Source organism: Yoonia sp. GPGPB17 (genome assembly GCF_037892195.1).
In the GTDB taxonomy this organism is placed as follows: Bacteria; Pseudomonadota; Alphaproteobacteria; order Rhodobacterales; family Rhodobacteraceae; genus Yoonia.
Genome location: NZ_JATACI010000002.1, coordinates 2,912,870 through 2,935,036 on the forward strand (window position 1 = coordinate 2,912,870; position 22,167 = coordinate 2,935,036).

The 22,167-nt window shown below is 55.6% G+C and carries 12 protein-coding genes and 4 pseudogenes; 8 read left to right on the plus strand and 8 right to left on the minus strand.

Going from position 1 to position 22,167, the window contains the following annotated elements:
• The first annotated feature begins 100 nt into the window (after nucleotides 1-100).
• Complete coding sequence (locus tag QTO30_RS15345) at nucleotides 101-1,489, plus strand: phosphomannomutase (RefSeq protein ID WP_340424963.1); 1,389 nt, start codon at nucleotides 101-103, stop codon at nucleotides 1,487-1,489.
• A gap of 132 nt (nucleotides 1,490-1,621) precedes the next feature.
• Here QTO30_RS15345 and galE read toward each other — a convergent pair whose 3' ends face one another.
• The 4 genes and pseudogenes from galE to gmd form a co-directional block, all read right to left on the minus strand.
• Nucleotides 1,622-2,638 (minus strand): UDP-glucose 4-epimerase GalE, encoded by a 1,017-nt coding sequence (galE, locus tag QTO30_RS15350; protein WP_340424964.1) that lies wholly within the window; start codon nucleotides 2,636-2,638, stop codon nucleotides 1,622-1,624.
• Nucleotides 2,639-2,699: 61 nt separating this feature from the next.
• Nucleotides 2,700-2,774, minus strand: a pseudogene (locus QTO30_RS22135) (sugar phosphate nucleotidyltransferase); the annotation flags it as partial.
• Nucleotides 2,768-3,736 (minus strand): GDP-L-fucose synthase family protein, encoded by a 969-nt coding sequence (locus QTO30_RS15360; RefSeq protein ID WP_340424965.1) that lies wholly within the window; start codon nucleotides 3,734-3,736, stop codon nucleotides 2,768-2,770. The gene QTO30_RS15360 and the pseudogene QTO30_RS22135, both read right to left, overlap by 7 nt.
• A gap of 2 nt (nucleotides 3,737-3,738) precedes the next feature.
• Nucleotides 3,739-4,860: a GDP-mannose 4,6-dehydratase gene (gene gmd / locus QTO30_RS15365; RefSeq protein WP_340424966.1), complete on the minus strand. Its 1,122-nt coding sequence runs from the start codon at nucleotides 4,858-4,860 to the stop codon at nucleotides 3,739-3,741.
• Nucleotides 4,861-5,013: 153 nt separating this feature from the next.
• On the opposite strand from gmd, the gene QTO30_RS15370 reads away from it, so the two are divergent.
• On the plus strand, nucleotides 5,014-5,355 hold the full coding sequence (locus QTO30_RS15370; RefSeq protein ID WP_340424967.1) for a DUF2793 domain-containing protein: 342 nt from the start codon (nucleotides 5,014-5,016) through the stop codon (nucleotides 5,353-5,355).
• Between the two features lie 129 nt (nucleotides 5,356-5,484).
• On the opposite strand, the gene QTO30_RS15375 is transcribed toward QTO30_RS15370, so the two are convergent.
• Nucleotides 5,485-6,228, minus strand: coding sequence for a class I SAM-dependent methyltransferase (locus QTO30_RS15375; RefSeq protein ID WP_340424969.1), 744 nt, complete (start codon nucleotides 6,226-6,228; stop codon nucleotides 5,485-5,487).
• 244 nt (nucleotides 6,229-6,472) lie between these two features.
• On the opposite strand from QTO30_RS15375, the gene QTO30_RS15380 reads away from it, so the two are divergent.
• From QTO30_RS15380 to QTO30_RS15405, 6 genes and pseudogenes are all read left to right on the plus strand, one after another.
• Nucleotides 6,473-7,396: a hypothetical protein gene (locus QTO30_RS15380; protein ID WP_340424970.1), complete on the plus strand. Its 924-nt coding sequence runs from the start codon at nucleotides 6,473-6,475 to the stop codon at nucleotides 7,394-7,396.
• A gap of 332 nt (nucleotides 7,397-7,728) precedes the next feature.
• A complete protein-coding gene (locus tag QTO30_RS15385) occupies nucleotides 7,729-8,289 on the plus strand; it encodes a F0F1 ATP synthase subunit delta (protein ID WP_340424971.1) in 561 nt (186 codons plus the stop codon).
• Nucleotides 8,290-9,827, plus strand: a pseudogene (atpA, locus tag QTO30_RS15390) (F0F1 ATP synthase subunit alpha).
• A gap of 25 nt (nucleotides 9,828-9,852) precedes the next feature.
• Nucleotides 9,853-10,725, plus strand: a complete 873-nt coding sequence (locus QTO30_RS15395; protein ID WP_340424972.1) for a F0F1 ATP synthase subunit gamma — start codon at nucleotides 9,853-9,855, stop codon at nucleotides 10,723-10,725.
• Between the two features lie 18 nt (nucleotides 10,726-10,743).
• Nucleotides 10,744-12,169, plus strand: a pseudogene (gene atpD, locus QTO30_RS15400) (F0F1 ATP synthase subunit beta).
• 12 nt (nucleotides 12,170-12,181) lie between these two features.
• Nucleotides 12,182-12,607 (plus strand): F0F1 ATP synthase subunit epsilon, encoded by a 426-nt coding sequence (locus QTO30_RS15405; protein ID WP_340424973.1) that lies wholly within the window; start codon nucleotides 12,182-12,184, stop codon nucleotides 12,605-12,607.
• A gap of 245 nt (nucleotides 12,608-12,852) precedes the next feature.
• On the opposite strand, the gene rpoC is transcribed toward QTO30_RS15405, so the two are convergent.
• From rpoC to rplL, 3 genes and pseudogenes are all read right to left on the minus strand, one after another.
• Nucleotides 12,853-17,100, minus strand: a complete 4,248-nt coding sequence (rpoC, locus tag QTO30_RS15410; protein ID WP_340424974.1) for a DNA-directed RNA polymerase subunit beta' — start codon at nucleotides 17,098-17,100, stop codon at nucleotides 12,853-12,855.
• 301 nt (nucleotides 17,101-17,401) lie between these two features.
• Nucleotides 17,402-21,540, minus strand: a pseudogene (gene rpoB, locus QTO30_RS15415) (DNA-directed RNA polymerase subunit beta).
• Nucleotides 21,541-21,785: 245 nt separating this feature from the next.
• Nucleotides 21,786-22,160, minus strand: a complete 375-nt coding sequence (rplL, locus tag QTO30_RS15420; protein ID WP_340424975.1) for a 50S ribosomal protein L7/L12 — start codon at nucleotides 22,158-22,160, stop codon at nucleotides 21,786-21,788.
• Nucleotides 22,161-22,167 lie beyond the last annotated feature (7 nt).

Genomic DNA, 22,167 nt, shown 5'->3' on the forward strand with positions numbered 1-22,167 from the left:
TTTAATATCGTTACGGATTTAAGATGAATCCCCCGGTGATCTTGAGCTTGATGGCGCGGGAACATCTGTCATGCTGGGGGTCTGCAATTGGATCACGGATATGCCCCCCAAATTTGGAACCAGCGGCCTGCGCGGCCTTGTGACCGAGCTGACATCCCGTTGTGTGGGCGACTATGTTCACGCTTTTCTCGCAAGCTGCCCTGTAGGCCGCGGCCTTTATGTCGGATATGATCTGCGCGAGTCCTCGGCTGGGCTTGCCGATGTCGTGGCGCAAGCAGCCGTCGATGCGGGGGTGATGGTCACGCTGTGTGGCGCGGTGCCCACGCCCGCATTGGCCAATGCGGCGCTGTCGGATGGCGCAGCGGCAATCATGGTGACTGGCAGCCATATCCCGGCAGATCGCAATGGGCTGAAGTTTTACACCCCGCAGGGTGAGATCACCAAGGCTGATGAAGTGTTGATCCAAAGGGCTCTTGGTCAATCCTGTATTGCAGCCTCTGCTGGCGCTGTGACGCGCGCGACGGATGTGCAGGCCCGCTACGCGGCGCGATACCAAACTGCATTCGGTCAAGCATTGGCTGGTTTACATATTGGGCTTTACGAACAAAGCGCAGTGGGGCGCGATGCGCTTGCTGATCTGTTGGGCAGCCTTGGTGCAAAGGTTACGCCACTGGGCCGGTCTGACGTCTTTGTGCCGATAGATACCGAGGCGCTGTCAGATGATTTGCGCGACCAACTGCACTTTTGGGCGCAGGAACATGACCTTGATGCGATCGTGTCGACCGACGCGGATGGTGATCGCCCGCTTTTGACGGATGAAGATGGTGCCGTTGTGCCAGGCGATATTCTGGGTCAGATCACGGCAGAGGCGCTGGGGGCCGATACGGTTGTCACCCCGATTTCATCCAACACTGGTGTGTTGCTCTCGGGTCAGTTTACACGCGTTGTCCGCACAGCGATCGGTTCACCGCATGTGATCGCGGGGATGCGGAGCAGTGCGGGCGCAGTTGTGGGCTACGAGGCGAATGGCGGCTTTTTGTTGGGCTTTCAGGCGCAAGGACCCAGCGGGGCCTTGCCGCCTTTGATGACGCGTGATGCGGCCTTACCCGTCATCGCGGTTCTGGCGCAAATTAGGGCCATCGGTGTTAAGGCGACGGTTGCGGCGCAGCCGCAGCGCTTTACGGCCGCTGACAGATTGCAGGATGTCGATTTGGATAGCGTCGCCACATTTCTCCATCAGCTGCGGCACAGTGATAATGACAGGGCCGCGTTTCTGACCCCACTTGGCAGCACATGTCGGTCGATTGATGAAACCGACGGGGTGCAAATGACCTTGCTGGACGGCCACATTGTCCACCTGCGCCCGTCAGGGAACGCGCCAGAAATGCGGCTTTATGTCGAAGCGTCATCGCCAGAGGATGCGCGTAACATGTTGATGAAACTCATGCCGGTTTTGGCGCGTGCCTTTTCGCCGCAGCAAGATAGATAAACTTTGTGACAAAACGCACAGAACGTATCGAATTGTATCTATATATAAGTTGTTGGGGATAATTTGTGTGGTGAGGGTTTAACGGTATATCTTCATTGTGCCTTGCATCTTCAGATGCAAGGCACGTTTTATTTACGCACCTTCATAGCCATTCGGGTTCTTTGACTGCCAGGCCCATGTGCTTGCTGTCATCGCCTCCAGATCATGTTTCGCTGACCAGTTTAGTTCTGCATTTGCGCGACTAGCGTCGGCCTGCATGGCCGCAATATCACCTTCGCGTCGCGGCGCCTGCCGGGTTGGGATGGATTTGCCGCTTGCCCGTTCAAATGCAGCCACCATATCGCGCACGCTATAGCTTTGTCCGGTGCCAATGTTGAAAGGCCGGGCTCCGGTGGCGGTTTCGGCATAGTTGATGGCGGCAACATGGGCGCGAGCCAAGTCTACGACATGAATATAGTCGCGCAAACCTGTCCCGTCAGGCGTATCATAGTCATCGCCAAAGACCTGTAAGGCCTCTCGCTTGCCGACGGCGACCTGCGCGATGAAAGGCATGAGGTTGTTTGGAATATCCTGTGGGTCCTCACCGATCTGTGCAGAGGCATGCGCGCCGACGGGGTTGAAGTAGCGTAACAGCACGGCGGTAGTGTTGGGATGCGCCGCCGTCCAATCAGTCAGGATATGCTCGGCAATCATCTTGGACCGCCCGTAAACAGACATCGGGTTTGTCGGATGCGCTTCATCATAGGGCAGGTAGATGGGTTCGCCATAAACGGTTGCAGATGATGAAAACACAATGCGATTGCAGCCGGCACGGCCCATCGCATGCAAAAGTGACAGGGTGCCAGAGACGTTCACATCATAATAGTGAAGCGGTTTCCGGGTGCTTTCGCCAACGGCCTTCAGTCCGGCAAAGTGGATCACGGCCTCGGGCTGAAAATCCTGCATCACCTGATCAAGTTTGCCCGCGTCCCGCACGTCGCCAACATAGTCATGCAGCACCCCGTTCGATAGCGACCGCACACGGTTCAGCACTTCTGGCGTTGCATTGCTGTAGTTGTCCAGAACGCAGACCTCGTGTCCCTGCGCCATCAGTTCCAACAACGTATGACTGCCGATATACCCAGCGCCGCCCGTGACCAATACACGCATGACCGCCTCCAAATGTTGCTGAACGTTTCTAGGCAGTCCGAGGGTCGGGTTCAACTGCGCTATAGCTCTTGCATGAAAGCGGCCACAGCCGTGTCCCTGATCCGCCACATAGGATGACTGGTCTGATTTTTATGATGCGCGTAGGTTGCCGCCCGTCTCCTGCATCGCGCAGTACCAGTCATAGGTTTGGGCCATGCCGTCGCGTAGCGATATCTTTGGCTGCCAGCCTAGGCTTTGCATCACGGATGTATCCAGCAGTTTGCGTGGTGTACCATCAGGTTTGCCGGGATCTGTCTTTGTCTCTCTTTGAAACCCGGTCAGATCGGCCACCATATAGGCCAGTTCCAGAATGCTGATGTCTTTGCCCACGCCGACATTCAGATGACTTTGCATGGGCTTGGTTGCTGCGGCGTATTGTTCCTGACTCAAACCCATTGTGAAAAGAACCGCATCGGCCAGATCGTCGACATGCAGAAATTCGCGCCGTGGTGTCCCGGTTCCCCAGATCGTCACAGCCCGTTGGGCGGTGCGTACCGCATTGTCATAGCGCCGCAACAGGCTGGGCAGGACATGTGCGTGATTTGGGTGAAAGTTGTCGCCAGGCCCGTACAGGTTTGTCGGCATCAGCGATCTGTAGTCGCGGCCATACTGCCGGTTGTAGCTTTCGCATAGCTTGATGGCGGCGATTTTGGCCAGTGCGTAGGGCTCGTTCGTGGGTTCCAGTGGCCCGGTCATCAAAGCGCTCTCGGGGATCGGTTGGGGCGTGTCACGGGGGTAGATGCATGACGATCCCAGCTGGATCAACTGCTGGACGCCTGCGGCATGGGCCTCGTGGATCAGGTTGCTGGAGATCATCAGGTTGTCCTGAATAAAATCGGCAGGCCGTGTATCGTTGGCGATGATGCCACCGACCTTGGCTGCCGCAATAATGACCAGATCAGGTTTCTTCGCCCAGACAAATGACCGGACAGCGGCTTGATCTGTCAGGTCCAAGGCTGCGTGCGCCACCGTGATCACGTCATGATCGCCCGTCGCGACCAGTTTGCGCAGGATAGCGCTGCCCACCATGCCAGTATGACCTGCCAGAAAAATCCGCATGGTTACGCCTCCAGCGCCACAGGCATATCCATGCCGTGTTCGCGCAGTATGGCATGGCGCTGTGCGATTTTGAGGTCGACTGCGACCATCTCGGCACAAAGGTCTCGCGGTGTGATTGTTGGTGTCCACCCAAGTTGTTTCTTTGCCTTGGACGGATCGCCCAAAAGCGTTTCAACTTCCGCAGGTCGAAAATAGCGCGGGTCAATGCGCATCACGACGTCACCAGTGCGCACGCTCGGGGCACGGTTGGAGTTCACCGCCGCGACCGTCGCAATCTCTTCTGTGCCATTGCCGCTAAAAGCCAGTTTCATGCCTAACTCTGCCGCCGTCCATTTCACAAAATCGCGGACGGAGTGCTGCTGGCCGGTCGCAATCACATAGTCCTCGGGCCGGTCCTGTTGCAGCATCAGCCACTGCATTTCGACGAAATCCTTCGCATGGCCCCAGTCACGCTTGGCGTCGATGTTACCCAGATAAAGGCAATCTTGCAGGCCAAGGGCGACCTGCGACAACCCGCGTGTGATCTTGCGGGTCACAAATGTTTCACCCCGGCGCGGGCTTTCATGATTAAACAGTATGCCGTTGCAGGCATACATGCCATAGGCTTCGCGGTAGTTCACGCAGGCCCAATAGGCATAAAGCTTGGCGACGGCATAGGGGCTGCGCGGGTGGAACGGGGTGAGTTCAGTTTGTGGGGATTGTTGGACCTGTCCATAAAGTTCGGACGTCGAGGCCTGATAGAAGCGTGTGGTTGTCTCCATTTTCAGAAAACGGATCGCCTCTAGCAAACGTAATGTGCCAAGCGCATCGACATCTGCAGTATACTCGGGGGTATCAAAGCTGACGGCGACATGGCTTTGCGCGCCAAGGTTATAAACCTCATCTGGCTGCACTTCTGACAGAATTCGCGTCAGGTTCGAGCTGTCTGTCAGGTCACCATAGTGCAGGATCAGCCGTGCATCATCGGTTTGTGGATCCTGATAGATATGATCAACCCTTTCAGTATTCAGAGAGGAGGAGCGGCGCTTGATGCCATGCACCTCGTACCCTTTTTCTAGCAAAAGTTCTGCAAGGTATGATCCGTCTTGTCCGGTAATTCCGGTGATAAGGGCACGTTTGGGCATGGGTCCTCAATCGACTTGTAAAGCTGTTATTAACCTTCATGGATGGGAACCCCTTAATGTAAAGTTAACTTGCGCACGTTGGTGTAAGATATTCCTGACACTTTGGCCGAAATACTGCGCGTGAACCCATCGTTTAGCGGAAGGCGCACCCATATGTCAGAACAGACCCCAAACCTTGCTATGCCATTCATCATGCCTGCTCAGGCGCAAAAGCATGTGACCCATAACGAGGCAATCGAATTGCTTGACACAATTGTGCAGCTAACGCTGGAGAACAGCGACGCAGTGACGCCACCGGCGTTACCAAGCGAAGGTGAGGGCTGGGCGCTGGGCGCGTCGCCGACGGGGGATTGGTCGGGCCATGGTGGGCAAATCGCGACCTGGCGTGGCGGCGGGTGGCTTTTTGTCGCACCGCGAGAGGGCTGGATGGCCTGGGTCAAAGATGACGCGGAGTTGCAAGTCTTTACCGGCACGAGTTGGGCGAAAGTAGCTTAAGCACTGCTCCATGATTGATCGAACGCGATTCCTTTCAATCCATTAAGCGAAACCGCAGCGAAGCCTTCTGTGCCAGCGCGAGCGATCCGCTAGTAAGGAGCGCGGCCGGTTGCATAGGTCAGCTCCCACTCAAGATGCACTGCGCTTAGCTTCTTCGCTGCGGACCACCAGCACTTCCTCGATCTTTGCTTCGATCTCTTCTCTTGTTGCTTTGGTCAGACGAAAGAGGTCTCTGCAAAAATCGACTAATTCGTCCCAGCTTTCAAACGACCAAGGGTAGACTTCGTGTTTCTCGTCGATCTCAGTAAACCCAGCGTCTTCCAGAAGCGCGGTGAACTCTCCTTTGACAACAAACATGCCGTCATGGCCAATGTCGGTGAATTGATCGACGGGACCATTAAGCCAGCGCGCAGGCTTTGTTCCCTCAAGAACATCGGCCACGGCGATCACGCCACCCGGCTTCAAAACGCGGAATGCTTCCTTGAAGAAGCGGTCTTTGTATTGGACGTGGTGTAACCCGGCCAGATTGCATACGCGATCCATTGAGTGGCGTGGCAGAGGAAAGGCATCCATTCCGCAAACCACTGGCACAAAAGGCTTGGGGATCGTTGCGATAAAATGCTCTGCTGTATCACTGCAGATGATCGTCCCGTTTTCAATCACCGATTGTGGGAAACCTTGAACAAGGTACCCCCCACCGGAACCTGTATCCAGAACCCTGTTATCCGACTGCAAGTCCAGTCGATCAATCAGCAACTGACGTTCGATCCGGCGCGCGTGGGGACTGTGCGAATTGGCAAGATTGAACGGGGCAATACGTTCCGGGCTGTAGTGAGTCACGCGCCGGTAATAGCTGTCTGATTGCTCTGTCATTTTGGCGCTTGGCCCATTTCTCTTTTGCGTGCTGCCCAATGCGTAGTATAGGACGAAGCGGATCTGATAGCACGCCGGTCGGGCTGAATATGTTGACTTTCATAGTGGAAATTCAAGTAAAATGCTTCATTTGATTGTCCACGCCCGAAATGCCGAAACGACCAGAAACATTTCGTTGGCGCCCCCGCAGATTTCGGGCGTATTTACTTGCCATACCTACCAACGCCTTTTTGCACGGCGATGTGTGCCTGCAGGCGCGCTGATTTTCACTGATTTTGATCACCTGCAAAGCTACGAGCTGGATGCTGCTGCCATTTTGGCAAATGCAGTCCGTACGGCTCGTCCGGATCTGCCGATCCTGAACCATCCAGCTGAGGCTTGTGAGCGTTTTGATCTTTTGAACCGGTTGTACCAAGAAGGGTTGAACCCCGTCGAAGTCACGCGATTACCTGGCCCCCTAGTGCCGCAACACTACCCCTTGTTCCTGAGGGCCGAAGATGGGTGTGCAGGACCTGAGACGGATTTGCTGGAAACGCCTGCCGAACTGGACAACGCCCTGAACAGTTTCGCTGAAGCGGGCAGACCGATGAAGCGAAGAATCACGGTTCGATTTACATCGGACCGAGACGATCAGGGCTATTTTCGTAAATATGGAGCCTTTGTCATTGGTGACAGGATAGTCCCGATCCACATCATGCGAACAAAACACTGGGTGGTTAAGCACAACCAACGTGACGATGATGCCGCATTCATCAAGGAAGAGTACGCGTATTGCGAAGAAAATCCGCACGAAGACTGGCTGCGCGAGGTGGCGCATAAAGTGGGTATCCGCTATGGTCGTATAGACTACGGCTTCTTTGAGGGCAAACTCGCCGTATTTGAGATAAACACGAACCCGACCTTTCCCGACGTGGATCCGGATCGTGATCAGGGCGGGCGTGAAAAGCGCAAATCATTTGTCATCCCGCAGATGGCCGACGCACTGGCATCGATTGACCCCGGTCCCGAAGCATCGAGTGGTGTCATTCGATTCAATCTGAGGAATGTTCGGGGCGCGAGTTTTGTTGAGCGTGAGGAATGGTACGAGGACCTATCGTATAGTCTTCGCCGAAAGTTGCGCTGGCGCAGAAGGCTACGGAATCTGCGACGCCGACTAACTGGGTCGTAGCGCAAAGTATTCAGCGAACGCATCGTTGGACAGAAACCAGACAACCTCATGTACACCCATCGGGCGTCGCGCTTTCCCTCTTTCGAGCAATATGCCCAAACAAACGACCAGAATTTAGCCTCAAAATGCCTGTTCAACTACAATCAGCGCAACATATGCACCTGCCTACAGTGGATTCTTGTCGCAGGGTGCTTGCGACACCAAGAGGGCTCTGCTACATCGCGCAGGATTTTGCCGCTTTCGCGTTTTCGTGAGGGCCAAAGAAGTTGCCCAACCGTTGTCCGATCGCTCGGGCGTCACGGGTCCGGGCCCAAGATATCGGAAGGCTCCACGTGTCCGAAACTGCTGGTATTTCGACAGGCATCGCCGCGCGCTATGCGACTGCCGTCTTCGACCTCGCCAAAGAAGGCAAGGCGATCAAAGCACTCGAATCAGATGTTGCGACTTTAGAAGCAGCAATGGCCGAAAGCGCCGATCTGCGCACATTGCTGACATCACCGCTTTACAGCCGTGAAGAACAATCTGGCGCGATCTCTGCTGTCGCCAAGAAAATGAAACTCTCAGACACCACAAGCAATGTATTGGCGCTGCTGGCAAGCAAGCGCCGTTTGTTTGTGTTGCCACAGCTTTTGGCCGTTCTGCAGGACATGCTGTCTGAAGAGCGTGGCGAAGTGACCGCCGAAGTCATCACCGCCAAGAAGCTGACCAAGGCACAGGCCGACAAGCTGGCCAAAACACTCAAAGCCCAAGTGGGCAAATCAGTCACCATCAAAGAAACCGTCGATGAGAGCATCATTGGCGGTCTTATTGTCAAAGTGGGCTCAAAGATGATCGATACGTCGATCGCCTCCAAGCTCAACGCACTCCAGAACACTATGAAAGAGGTCGGATAAATGGCGATCCAAGCGTCTGAAATTTCTGCGATCCTGAAGGACCAGATCAAAAACTTCGGTCAAGAAGCCGAAGTGGCCGAAGTGGGCCGCGTATTGAGCGTTGGCGACGGTATCGCCCGTGTTTACGGCCTCGACAACGTCCAAGCCGGTGAGATGGTTGAATTCCCCGGTGGTATCCGTGGGATGGCGCTGAACCTCGAAGCTGACAACGTGGGTGTCGTTATCTTCGGTTCCGACCGTGACATCAAAGAAGGCGACACTGTTAAGCGTACACAATCCATCGTGGACGTCCCCGTCGGTGACGAACTGCTGGGCCGCGTTGTGGATGGTCTGGGTAACCCGCTGGACGGCAAGGGCCCTATTAAGACAAAAACACGCGCTGTCGCAGACTCAAAGGCTCCCGGCATCATCCCCCGTAAATCGGTTCACGAGCCGATGGCAACTGGTTTGAAATCTGTTGATGCCATGATCCCGATTGGCCGTGGCCAGCGCGAATTAATCATTGGTGACCGTCAGACTGGTAAGACAGCGGTTGCGCTTGACACCATGCTGAACCAGAAATCCTATAACGATGCGGCCGCATCCGAGTACGACAAGCTTTACTGCGTTTATGTCGCTGTTGGTCAGAAACGTTCCACCGTTGCCCAGTTGGTTAAGAAGCTCGAAGAAAGCGGTGCGATTGAGTACTCCATCGTTGTGGCTGCAACCGCGTCCGACCCGGCACCAATGCAGTTCCTTGCACCTTACGCGGCGACTGCGATGGCAGAGCACTTCCGTGACAATGGTCGCCACGCGCTGATCATCTATGATGATCTGTCCAAGCAGGCTGTGTCTTATCGTCAGATGTCCTTGCTGCTGCGCCGCCCACCAGGCCGTGAAGCTTACCCAGGTGACGTTTTCTACCTCCACTCCCGCCTGCTTGAGCGTTCAGCAAAGCTGAACGAAGATAATGGCGCTGGTTCTTTGACAGCTCTGCCGATCATTGAAACCCAAGGCGGTGACGTGTCCGCGTTTATTCCAACCAACGTGATTTCGATCACCGACGGTCAGATTTTCTTGGAAACGGAACTCTTTTACCAAGGTATCCGCCCAGCGGTGAACACGGGTCTGTCGGTGTCTCGTGTGGGTTCATCCGCGCAAACCAACTCCATGAAGTCGGTTGCTTAAGCCCTGTTAAGCTTGAGCTTGCGCAGTACCGCGAGATGGCTGCCTTTGCGCAGTTCGGTTCCGATCTGGATGCCGCGACACAGCAATTGCTGAACCGGGGCGCACGTCTGACCGAGCTGATGAAGCAGCCACAGTATGCGCCGCTGACAAATGCCGAGATTGTATGCGTCATCTACGCAGGGACAAATGGCTACCTCGACAAGATTGACGTCAAGGATGTGGGTCGTTTCGAGGCTGGTTTGCTGAACCACCTGCGCACGAACGCTTCTGAAGTGCTCGACATGATCACCAAAGAAGACCCAAAGGTCAAAGGTGAAGCGGAAGACAAGATCAAGGCGGCTATCGAAGCCTTCGCAAAAGACTTCGCTTAATCTTTGAGACAAAGGAGACTTTGCTTTGCCTAGTCTTAAGGACCTGAAAAATCGGATCGAGTCGGTCAAATCGACCCGCAAGATCACCAAGGCCATGCAGATGGTCGCGGCAGCAAAACTGCGCCGCGCCCAAGATGCAGCTGAGGCGTCACGCCCTTACACAGAGCGGTTCAACGCCGTGATGGGTGGGCTGGCCGCATCGGTTGGCGGATCAGAGTCTGCACCAAAGCTGTTGTCCGGTACGGGCAGCGATCAGGTGCAGTTGCTGATCATCATGACCGCGGAACGCGGGCTTTGCGGTGGCTTTAACGGCAACATAGCCAAGCTGGCCAAGACGCATGCTCAGGAGCTGCTTTCAGCAGGCAAGACTGTGAAGATCATCACAGTCGGCAAGAAAGGCCGCGACGCGATCAAGCGTGACTTGGGCGATCACTTTGTCGGTCACGTTGACCTGACCGAAGTCAAGCGCGTGGGCTACGCTGACGCACAAGGCATCGCTAAGGATGTTCTTGGCCGCTTTGACGCTGAGGAATTCGATGTGGCGACAATCTTCTTTGCGCGATTTGAAAACGTTGTCACCCAGCACCCGACCGCACAGCAGATCATTCCAGCCAAGTTTGAGCAGGATGAAGAAGCTGATGTCACGCTTTATGACTACGAACCCGGCGAGGAAGAGATCCTGGCTGACTTGCTGCCACGTGGTGTGGCCACGGCGATCTTCAGCGCTTTGCTGGAAAACGCCGCGTCCGAGCAGGGTGCACGTATGTCTGCGATGGACAATGCAACTCGCAACGCCGGTGAGATGATCGACAAGCTGACAATCGAGTTTAACCGCTCACGTCAGGCTGTGATCACCAACGAGCTGATTGAAATTATTTCGGGCGCGGAAGCGCTCTAGACCCCGGAGAAGACCATTATGGCAAACGCAAAAGGCAAGATCACGCAGGTTATCGGCGCCGTCGTCGACGTGCAGTTCGATGACCACCTGCCCGAGATTCTGAACGCGCTGACAACAGACAACAACGGCAAAGAGCTGGTTTTGGAAGTGGCCCAGCACCTTGGTGAAAACACAGTTCGCGCAATTGCGATGGACTCCACCGAAGGTCTGGTACGCGGCCAAGACGTCACTGACGCAGGCACAACTATCACCGTTCCTGTGGGCGACGCGACCCTTGGCCGCATCATGAACGTTGTGGGCGAGCCCGTTGACGAAAAAGGCCCCATCGGTGAGCAAGATCGCCGCTCCATCCACGCTGATGCGCCTGCTTTTGAGCAGCAGTCCACAGCGTCTGAAGTTCTAGTGACAGGTATCAAGGTCATCGACCTGCTGGCCCCTTACGCGAAGGGCGGGAAAATCGGCCTCTTCGGTGGTGCGGGTGTTGGTAAGACTGTTCTTATTCAGGAACTGATCAACAACATCGCGAAAGTGCACTCCGGTTACTCCGTCTTTGCGGGCGTAGGTGAGCGGACCCGTGAAGGGAACGACCTTTACTACGAATTCATCGAATCCGGTGTTATCGACGCCGAAGACCTGACCAAGTCCAAAGTGGCACTGGTCTACGGTCAGATGAACGAGCCTCCAGGTGCACGTATGCGTGTGGCGCTGTCTGGTTTGACAATGGCGGAGAGCTTCCGCGACCAGTCCGGTACAGACGTTCTGTTCTTTGTCGACAATATCTTCCGCTTTACACAAGCCGGTTCCGAGGTGTCAGCGCTTCTGGGCCGTATCCCATCCGCTGTGGGCTATCAGCCAACACTGGCGACCGACATGGGCTCCATGCAGGAACGTATTACATCGACAAAGAACGGTTCGATTACATCTGTTCAGGCGATCTACGTGCCTGCGGATGACTTGACCGACCCGGCGCCAGCGACGTCGTTTGCGCACTTGGACGCCACAACCGTTCTTAACCGTGCGATTTCCGAAAAGGGTATCTACCCTGCGGTTGACCCGCTCGATTCCACATCACGTCTGTTGGATCCTGCGATTGTGGGTGAAGAGCACTATAGCGTGGCGGCTGACGTGCAGCAGATGCTGCAGCGTTACAAGTCGCTTCAGGACATCATCGCCATTCTGGGCATGGACGAACTGTCAGAAGAAGACAAACTGACTGTTGCCCGCGCACGTAAGATCGAGCGCTTCTTGTCTCAGCCGTTTGACGTTGCACAGGTCTTCACCGGTTCCCCTGGTGTTCAAGTGCCGCTGGAAGATACAATCGCGTCGTTCAAGGCTGTTGTGGCTTAGCGAATACGATCACTTCCCCGAAGGTGCTTTCTACATGGTTGGCGGCATCGACGAAGTGAAAGCCAAAGCCGAGAAAATGGCTGCAGACGCAGCTTAAGGAGAAGCCATCATGGCAAACCTACAATTCGATCTGGTCTCGCCCGAACGCCGTCTGGCGTCGGTCGAGGCGTCCGAGGTCCAGATCCCCGGCGCAGATGGTGACATGACGGCAATGGCTGACCATGCCCCCACCATCACAACACTACGCCCCGGCGTTCTGACTGTGGTGCATGGCGGTGGGTCTGACGCCTATGTGGTTTCTGGCGGTTTCGCTGAGATTACAGCCACAGGCGTATCGGTTCTGGCCGAACAAGCCCTGCCCAAGGACGAAGTGACCCAAGAGGTCTACGACCAGATGGTTGAAGACGCGAAAGCGGCTTACGGCCGAGCGCAAGAGACTTTTAAGAACGAACCGGGCCCTGTTGATGATGCAGCCAAGCTGTTGTCTGACATGGTGGCTATCGGTGGACACATTGGTCTAACCGCCAAGAACTAAGCGTTACATAAACGAATACAAAGGCCTCGCTTTTGCGAGGCCTTTCTTATGTGGACAAGTGTCAACCATAATCCCAAGTCGACGACTGAAGAGAGTAGCCGATACCACAGCATCGGTCAGAATGAGCGCGCCCTTTGCATTTGAGGGCGAACGAAGCAGCCGCAGCGTTACGACCATTTCGCTTGACTAGTCAAAGAAAGGCCCCTGCAATGCAGGGGCCTTTCTTTGTTGATATGCTATGTCGCTTACGCGTCGTCGCCTTCTGGAACGGGTGCGGCATCACCAAAGACCTGCGCTTCTGACGCGTCCGCCATCTCCATCGGAGCGGCGAGGCGTGCAGCCTCTTCGGCCTCTTCGCGGCGGGCCTCGATCACGACGTTGTCGCGGTCTTGTGCCACGCGGCGCACCTGCTGTGTCGCACCACCGGTCCCGGCTGGGATCAGACGGCCCACGATCACGTTCTCTTTCAGGCCGATCAGCTTGTCGCGCTTACCTTGCACGGAAGCTTCGGTCAGAACGCGTGTCGTTTCCTGGAACGACGCGGCAGAGATGAACGACCGGGTCTGCAACGACGCTTTGGTGATACCGAGCAAGATCGGCTCACCCTGCGCAGGGCGATCGCCCCGTGCCAGTGCCTTTGCGTTGGCTTCATCAAACTCAGCCTTGTCGACGTTCTCGCCTTTCAGCAGAACGGTGTCACCGCTGTCCTGAATCTCCCACTTCTGGAGCATCTGGCGCACGATAACTTCGATGTGCTTGTCGTTGATCTTCACACCCTGCAGGCGGTACACGTCCTGCACTTCGTCGATCATGTAGTCCGCAAGGGCCTCGACCCCCAGAACCGCCAGAATATCGTGCGGGGCTGGGTTGCCGTCCATGATGTAGTCGCCCTTCTGAACGAAGTCACCTTCCGCAACCGGAATGTGCTTGCCCTTGGGCACCATGTATTCGACCTTCACGTCTGCGTCGTCAGCAGATTCAATCGCGATGCGGCGCTTGTTCTTGTAGTCCTTGCCAAAGCGCACGTAGCCATCGATTTCAGCGATGATTGCGTGATCTTTCGGACGACGGGCTTCGAAGAGTTCAGCCACACGTGGCAGACCACCGGTGATGTCTTTTGTCTTCGCACCCTCACGTGGGATACGTGCGACAACATCACCCGCTTTGATCTCTTGCCCGTCTTCAACAGACAGAACGGCATCCACGGACATCGGATAGGCAACTGGGTTGCCATCCTCTTTGACCGCAGCTTCGCCATCGGCGCCCAGAACAATGATCTTGGGAGCAAGCTCATTGCCTTTTGGTGCAGCACGCCAGTCAGATACGATACGCTGGGTCATACCCGTTGCATCGTCTGTTTCTTCACGCACGGCGATACCATTGACCAGATCGACGTATTTGGCTGTACCGGACTGCTCGGCAATGATCGGCAAGGTGTATGGATCCCATTCGAACATTTTGTCGCCGCGCAGGATGTCCTGACCGTCTTTGACAAAGACCTTGGAGCCGTAACCCACCTTGTGGCTGGCCAACTCGTTCTCGTCTGCATCCATGATGGACAAGGTCATGTTGCGACCCATGACAACCATTTCGCCGGATGCGTTTTCCAACAAGTTCTCGTTGTCGAAACGCACCTTACCGGGCTGTGACGCCTCCTGGAACGACTGCTGGCCACCTTGGGCAACACCACCGATGTGGAAGGTCCGCATGGTCAGCTGTGTGCCAGGTTCACCGATGGACTGTGCCGCAATGATACCAACGGCTTCACCGATGTTGACGCGTGTACCGCGTGCAAGGTCACGGCCATAGCACATTGCGCAAACGCCATCCTCTGACTCACAGGTCAGCGGTGAACGGATACGCATCTTGGTGATGTTGGCAACGTCGATCATGTCGGCCTTGCGCTCATCGATCAGCTCGCCTGCTTCGACAATCACCTCATCCGTACCCGGCTTGACAACGTCATCAGCAGAGACACGGCCCAGCACACGCTCAGCCAGTGAAGCCACAACCTCACCGTCATTGACCGCAGCCTCAGCAGTGATCGCACGCTCAGTCCCACAATCGACCTCACGGACGATGCAGTCTTGGGCGACGTCCACCAGACGACGTGTCAGGTAACCAGAGTTCGCGGTCTTCAATGCTGTATCCGACAGACCCTTACGGGCACCGTGTGTGGAGTTGAAGTACTCAAGAACAGTCAGACCTTCCTTAAAGTTCGAGATGATCGGCGTTTCGATGATCTCGCCGTTCGGCTTGGCCATCAGGCCGCGCATACCGCCCAGCTGCTTCATCTGTGTGACCGAACCACGCGCACCGGAGTGGGCCATCATGTAAACCGAGTTTGGTTCACCCTGAGAGCCATCTTCGAGCGTCGGTGTTTCACCAATGGTGCCCATCATCGCGTCAGTGACTTTATCGTTGGCCTTTGACCAGGCATCGACAACCTTGTTGTACTTTTCACCCTGCGTGATCAGGCCGTCCATGTACTGTTGTTCAAAGTCTTTCACCTGCTCGCGGGTCTCATCAACCAGCGACCACTTGGTGTCAGGTACAACCATGTCGTCCTTACCGAACGAAATGCCTGCCTTGAACGCTTCACGGAAGCCCATGGTCATGATCTGGTCACAGAAAATGACCGACTCCTTCTGACCGCAGTAACGGTAAACAGTGTCGATGACCTGCTGCACCTCTTTCTTGCGCAGCAGACGGTTGACCAAGGCAAACGGTGCTTTCGCGTTCAGCGGCAACAATGCACCAAGGCGCAGACGGCCCGGTGTGGTTTCGAAGCGTTCGTAGACTTCGTTCCCCTCATCGTCGATCTGCGTCATCCGCGCCGTGATCTTGGCGTGCAGATGCACCTCACCAGCGGTCAAGGCGTGCTCAACCTCCTCGATATCCGAGAACGACATGCCCTCACCCTTCATGCCCTCACGCATGATCGTGGTGTAGTACAGACCCAAGATCATATCCTGCGAAGGCACGATGATTGGCGCACCGTTTGAGGGCGACAAGACGTTGTTCGTGGACATCATCAAGACACGCGCTTCCAACTGGGCCTCAAGGCTCAGTGGGACGTGCACCGCCATCTGGTCACCGTCAAAGTCGGCGTTAAAGGCCGAACACACAAGCGGGTGCAGTTGGATAGCTTTACCTTCGATCAGCACAGGTTCGAACGCCTGAATGCCCAAACGGTGCAGCGTTGGCGCACGGTTCAGCATAACAGGGTGCTCGCGGATCACCTCATCAAGGATATCCCAGACCTCTGGACGTTCTTTTTCGACCAGTTTCTTGGCCTGCTTCACTGTGGAAGACAGACCTTTGGCTTCAAGGCGCGAATAGATGAACGGCTTGAAGAGTTCGAGCGCCATCTTTTTCGGCAGACCACATTGGTGCAGCTTCAGTTCCGGACCGGTCACAATGACCGAACGACCAGAGAAGTCGACACGCTTACCTAGAAGGTTCTGACGGAAGCGACCTTGCTTACCTTTCAGCATGTCAGACAGTGATTTCAACGGACGCTTGTTGGCACCCGTGATCACACGGCCACGACGGCCGTTGTCGAACAGCGCATCGACAGATTCCTGCAACATCCGCTTTTCGTTACGGACGATGATGTCAGGTGCACGCAATTCGATCAGGCGCTTGAGACGGTTGTTCCGGTTGATCACGCGACGGTACAGATCGTTCAGGTCAGACGTCGCGAAACGGCCACCATCAAGTGGCACCAGTGGGCGCAGTTCTGGTGGGATCACGGGGATTACGGTCAGAACCATCCACTCAGGGCGGTTGCCGGACTCAAGGAAGCTTTCGACGATCTTCAAGCGCTTGATGATCTTCTTGGGCTTCAGCTCGCCTGTCGCCTCTTTCAGATCAGCGCGCAGCTGCTCTGCTTCGGACTCAAGGTCGATCTGAGACAGCATCTCGCGGATCGCTTCCGCACCGATGTTGGCCTGGAACGCGTCCATGCCATAAAGATCTTGCGCGTCGTTATACTCTTCCTCGGTCATCAACTGGCCGTAGGTCAGATCAGTCAGACCGGGCTCGATGACGACGTAGTTTTCAAAGTACAGGATGCGCTCAAGATCACGCAGCGTCATATCCAGCATCAGGCCGATGCGGGATGGCAGCGACTTGAGGAACCAGATGTGCGCAACAGGCGCAGCCAGCTCAATGTGACCCATGCGCTCACGGCGGACCTTTTGAAGTGTCACTTCCACACCGCATTTCTCGCAGACAACGCCGCGATACTTCATACGCTTATATTTACCGCAGAGGCATTCGTAGTCTTTGATCGGGCCAAAGATACGCGCGCAGAACAGGCCGTCACGCTCTGGTTTGAACGTACGGTAGTTGATGGTTTCCGGCTTTTTGATCTCACCGAAGGACCACGACAGGATGCGTTCAGGTGAGGCCAAAGAGACCTTAATTTCGTCAAAGGTTTTTGCCGGTGTAAGCGGGTTAAACGGGTTATTTGTCAGTTCCTGGTTCATTGCATGACCTTTCCAGGTTGGGGACATACAAAGCTGTAGTCCCGAATATCATAGATGCTGATTCCGCGCGTCAGCGCGAGAGTTTCTGAACTTGCATCGGGAAGCTTGCATGTTTCCCGTGCCGCGCTCAAAGCCAGATCACCTCCCGCTTCGGCGTCCGACCAGTTCCCGAAAAATCCAAACGGGCTCAAACGCACAAAAGCGTTGTGAGACCGGGGATCTTCAGCTGCCCGTACATCTACTGATGCACAGGCAGCCAGAACTGAAAGTCCGCCTAGCGTTGAAGCGACCGAAGCTGCTTTCACTCTTCATCCTCCGCATCCAGGAGTTCCATGTTGAGGCCGAGGCCCCGGACTTCTTTCACGAGCACGTTGAACGACTCCGGCACGCCCTCAAAGTTGTCCTCGCCCTTGACGATGCTTTCGTAGACTTTCGTCCGCCCTGCCACGTCATCCGACTTCACAGTCAGCATTTCCTGCAAGGTGTAAGCGGCACCGTAAGCTTCCAATGCCCAGACTTCCATTTCCCCGAAACGCTGGCCGCCGAACTGGGCTTTACCACCCAGAGGCTGCTGCGTGACAAGACTGTAAGGCCCGGTTGAACGCGCGTGAATTTTGTCATCGACAAGGTGGTGCAGCTTCAGCAGGTACTTCACACCAACCGTCACAGGGCGGCTGAACTGCTCACCCGTGCGGCCATCATAAAGCACCGACTGACCAGAGGTGCTGAAACCGGCACGCACCAGCGCGTCGTTCACATCAGCCTCTTTCGCACCGTCAAAGACTGGCGTCGCAATCGGCACACCGCGTGTGACGTTACCTGCCGCTTCAATCAGCTCATCCTCGTCCATGCCAGCGATGCCTTCGTCATAGACGTTGTCACCATAGACGATCTTCATGGCGTCCCGCACAGGTGTCAGATCACCAGAGCGGCGGTATTCACCCAGCGCATCGTCAATCTGAATGCCAAGGCCACGTGCAGCCCAGCCCATGTGTGTCTCAAGGATCTGACCGACGTTCATACGCGACGGCACGCCCAATGGGTTCAGACAGAAGTCGACAGGTGTCCCATCGGCAAGGAATGGCATGTCTTCCATAGGTACAACCTTGGAAATAACACCTTTGTTGCCGTGACGGCTTACCATCTTATCGCCGGGCTGCAGCTTGCGCTTCACAGCCACAAAGACTTTGACCATCTTCATCACACCCGGAGGCAGATCATCGCCGCGGCGCACTTTCTCGACCTTGTCTTCGAAACGGGCGTCCATGGCACGCTTCTGGATTTCGTACTGTTCGTTCAGTGCTTCCACGATCTTGGCGTCATCTTCGTCAGCCATCGCCAACTGCCACCACTGACCACGTGTCAGTTCAGAAACGCTTTCCTCGGACACGACAGAACCAGACTTAAAGCCTTTCGGGCCTTTCGCTGCTTTCTTGCCGCCTATGATGTCCCACAAACGCGCATAGATGTTGCGGTCAAGGATGACCATCTCATCGTCGCGGTCACGGGCAAGGCGCTCAACCTCTTCACGCTCGATCTGCAACGCACGCTCGTCTTTTTCCACACCATGGCGGTTAAAGACGCGGACCTCTACCACGGTACCAAAGTCGCCCGGTGGCAGGCGCAAGGATGTGTCACGGACGTCAGATGCTTTCTCGCCAAAGATGGCGCGCAGAAGCTTTTCTTCTGGTGTCATCGGGCTCTCACCCTTCGGTGTGATCTTACCCACAAGGATATCTGCCGGGCCAACTTCGGCACCGATATATACGATACCCGCTTCGTCGAGGTTGCGCAGGGCTTCCTCGCCGACATTTGGAATATCGCGTGTGATTTCCTCTGGCCCAAGCTTTGTGTCACGGGCGGCGACTTCGAATTCCTCAATGTGGATCGAGGTGAAGACGTCGTCGCGCACGATACGCTCAGAGATCAGGATGGAGTCTTCGTAGTTGTAGCCATTCCATGGCATAAACGCGACGACCACGTTCTTACCCAAGGCCAATTCACCGATATCGGTGGATGGACCATCGGCAATCACCTGACCCTTCTGGATCGTGTCACCCACCTTCACCAGCGGACGCTGGTTGATGCAGGTGTTCTGGTTGGACCGCTGGAACTTGCGCATGCGGTAGATGTCAACGCCTGCGTCACCCAACTCAAGGTCAGATGTCGCACGGATCACGATACGCTGGGCATCGACCTGGTCGATGATGCTTCGGCGCGTTTCGCCATGATTGCCGCACCTGAATCTCGGGCAACGACTTCCTCGATACCAGTACCCACCAATGGGGCCTCGGCCTGAAGCAATGGAACCGCCTGACGTTGCATGTTCGAACCCATCAAGGCCCGGTTCGCATCGTCATTCTCAAGGAACGGGATGAGGGACGCCGCAACAGACACCAGTTGCTTAGGTGACACGTCGATCAAGTCCACGTTTTCGCGTGGGGACAGGGTGTAGTCGCCGTTCTTGCGGGTCGAGACCAATTCGTTGTTGAACGTGCCATCGGCACCCATATTCGCATTGGCCTGCGCCACAGTGTGACGCATTTCTTCGGTCGCGGACATGTAGGATACTTCGTCTGTAACCTTGCCGTCTGTGACCTTGCGGTATGGTGTTTCGATGAAACCGTATTTGTTCACGCGGGCAAAAGTGGCCAGCGAGTTGATCAGACCAATGTTTGGACCTTCTGGTGTTTCAATCGGGCACATGCGGCCGTAGTGGGTTGGGTGCACGTCGCGCACCTCAAAGCCCGCACGCTCGCGTGTCAGGCCGCCGGGCCCAAGTGCTGAAAGGCGACGCTTGTGCGTGACCTCTGACAGCGGGTTGGTTTGGTCCATGAACTGGGACAGTTGGCTGGAGCCGAAGAATTCGCGCACGGCTGCGGCTGCAGGCTTGGCGTTGATCAGGTCCTGCGGCATCACGGTGTCGATTTCGACCGAAGACATACGCTCTTTGATCGCGCGTTCCATGCGCAGCAGACCGACGCGGTACTGGTTCTCCATCAATTCGCCAACAGAACGGACGCGACGGTTACCAAGGTGGTCGATGTCATCGACATCGCCCTTACCGTCACGCAGCTCAACCAGTGCTTTGATGCATGCAACGATGTCTTCCTTGCGCAGAGTGCGCATGGTGTCTTCGGCATCCAGATCAAGACGCATGTTCATCTTCACGCGGCCAACGGCGGACAGGTCATAGCGCTCGCTGTCAAAGAACAGCGTATCAAACAGAGCAGATGCGCTATCAACGGTCGGCGGCTCACCCGGACGCATGACGCGGTAGATATCCATGAGCGCGGTTTCGCGGTTCATGTTCTTGTCCGACGCCATGGTGTTGCGCATGTAAGCGCCGACGGTGACGTTATCGATATCCAGCACAGGGATCGTCTTGATGCCCGCATCAACCAGATCCTTGAGCGTACCACCGATGACTTCGCCATCTTTGTCCATCTCAAGCGTCAGTTCATCACCGGCTTCGACGTAAATTGCGCCGTTTTCTTCGTTGATGATGTCCTGCGCGACGAACTTGCCGACGATGTTTTCATAGGGGACCAGCAGGTCAGTGACTTCACCAGCATCGATCAGTTTCTTGACCGAGCGCGGGGTGACTTTCTCACCCGCTTTGGCAATCACTTCGCCGGTCTTGGCATCCACAAGATCAAACGCAGGGCGTGTGCCACGAACACGCTCGGGGAAGAACTTGGTGGTCCAACCCGCGCCTTTTTTGGCCAGCTTGTACTCAACGGTGTCATAATAGGCATTCATGATGCCTTCCTGATCAAAGCCCAGCGCATAAAGCAGGGTTGTCACCGGAAGTTTGCGGCGGCGGTCGATCCGGCAGAAGACAAGGTCTTTGGCGTCGAATTCAAAGTCGAGCCAGCTGCCGCGGTAGGGGATAATGCGGCAGGCAAACAGCAGTTTGCCGGAAGAGTGGGTTTTGCCCTTGTCGTGGTCAAAGAACACACCGGGGGAACGGTGCATCTGGGAGACGATCACACGCTCGGTGCCGTTGACGACAAAAGTGCCGTTCGGCGTCATCAAAGGCATGTCGCCCATGAAGACGTCCTGCTCTTTGATGTCTTTCACAGACTTTGCGCCTGTGTCTTCATCGACTTCAAACACGATCAGACGCAGGGTAACCTTCAGCGGGGCGCTGTAGGTCATGTCACGCTGCTGACATTCCTCAACATCGTACTTCGGCTTTTCCAGCTCGTACTTGACGAACTCAAGCACGGCGGTCTCATTGAAGTCTTTGATCGGGAACACCGATTGGAAGACACCCTTGATGCCTTCACCGTCAAGCGGTGTGTCGCTGTCGCCAGAGCGCAGGAACAGATCATAAGAAGATTTCTGAACCTCGATGAGGTTCGGCATTTCAAGTACTTCGCGGATTTTGCCGTAGTACTTACGCAGGCGTTTCTGTCCAAGGAACGTAGAAGCCATGTGCGGTATCACCTTTTGTTTTGTCTCTCGAGTGCTGCATCGCCCGGGCCGCGATACATCACCCATTTGACAGGGGGTCCAAAGTCTATTCGTGGCAACCGTCCCACCGGCGCCTCCCGACTAAGAAACCTACCCAAGAGGTCGGTCAGCAGAATGGCCGACCTCTAAGACAGGTTTGGCTGGACCCACGATTTGCGAGTCCAGCCGTGTTTTTGGGGCGAATTGTACTTCGCCAAAAGCGTGGTTTAGGCCAGCTCGACCTCTGCGCCAGCTGCTTCCAGCTTGCCTTTGATCTCTTCGGCTTCGTCCTTGGACGCGCCTTCTTTGATCTTGCCACCAGCTTCGACGAGGTCTTTGGCTTCTTTCAGGCCAAGACCTGTGATGCCGCGGACTTCTTTGATGACGTTGATTTTGGATGCGCCAGCGTTTTTGAGAACGACGTCGAATTCTGTCTTCTCAGCAGCAGCTTCGCCACCACCATCAGCAGGGCCAGCCATCATGACAGCGCCACCAGCGGCAGGTTCAATGCCATACTCGTCCTTGAGGATGGTTTTCAGTTCTTGTGCTTCGAGAAGGGTCAGACCAACGATCTCTTCAGCAAGTTTTTTCAGATCAGCCATTTTATGC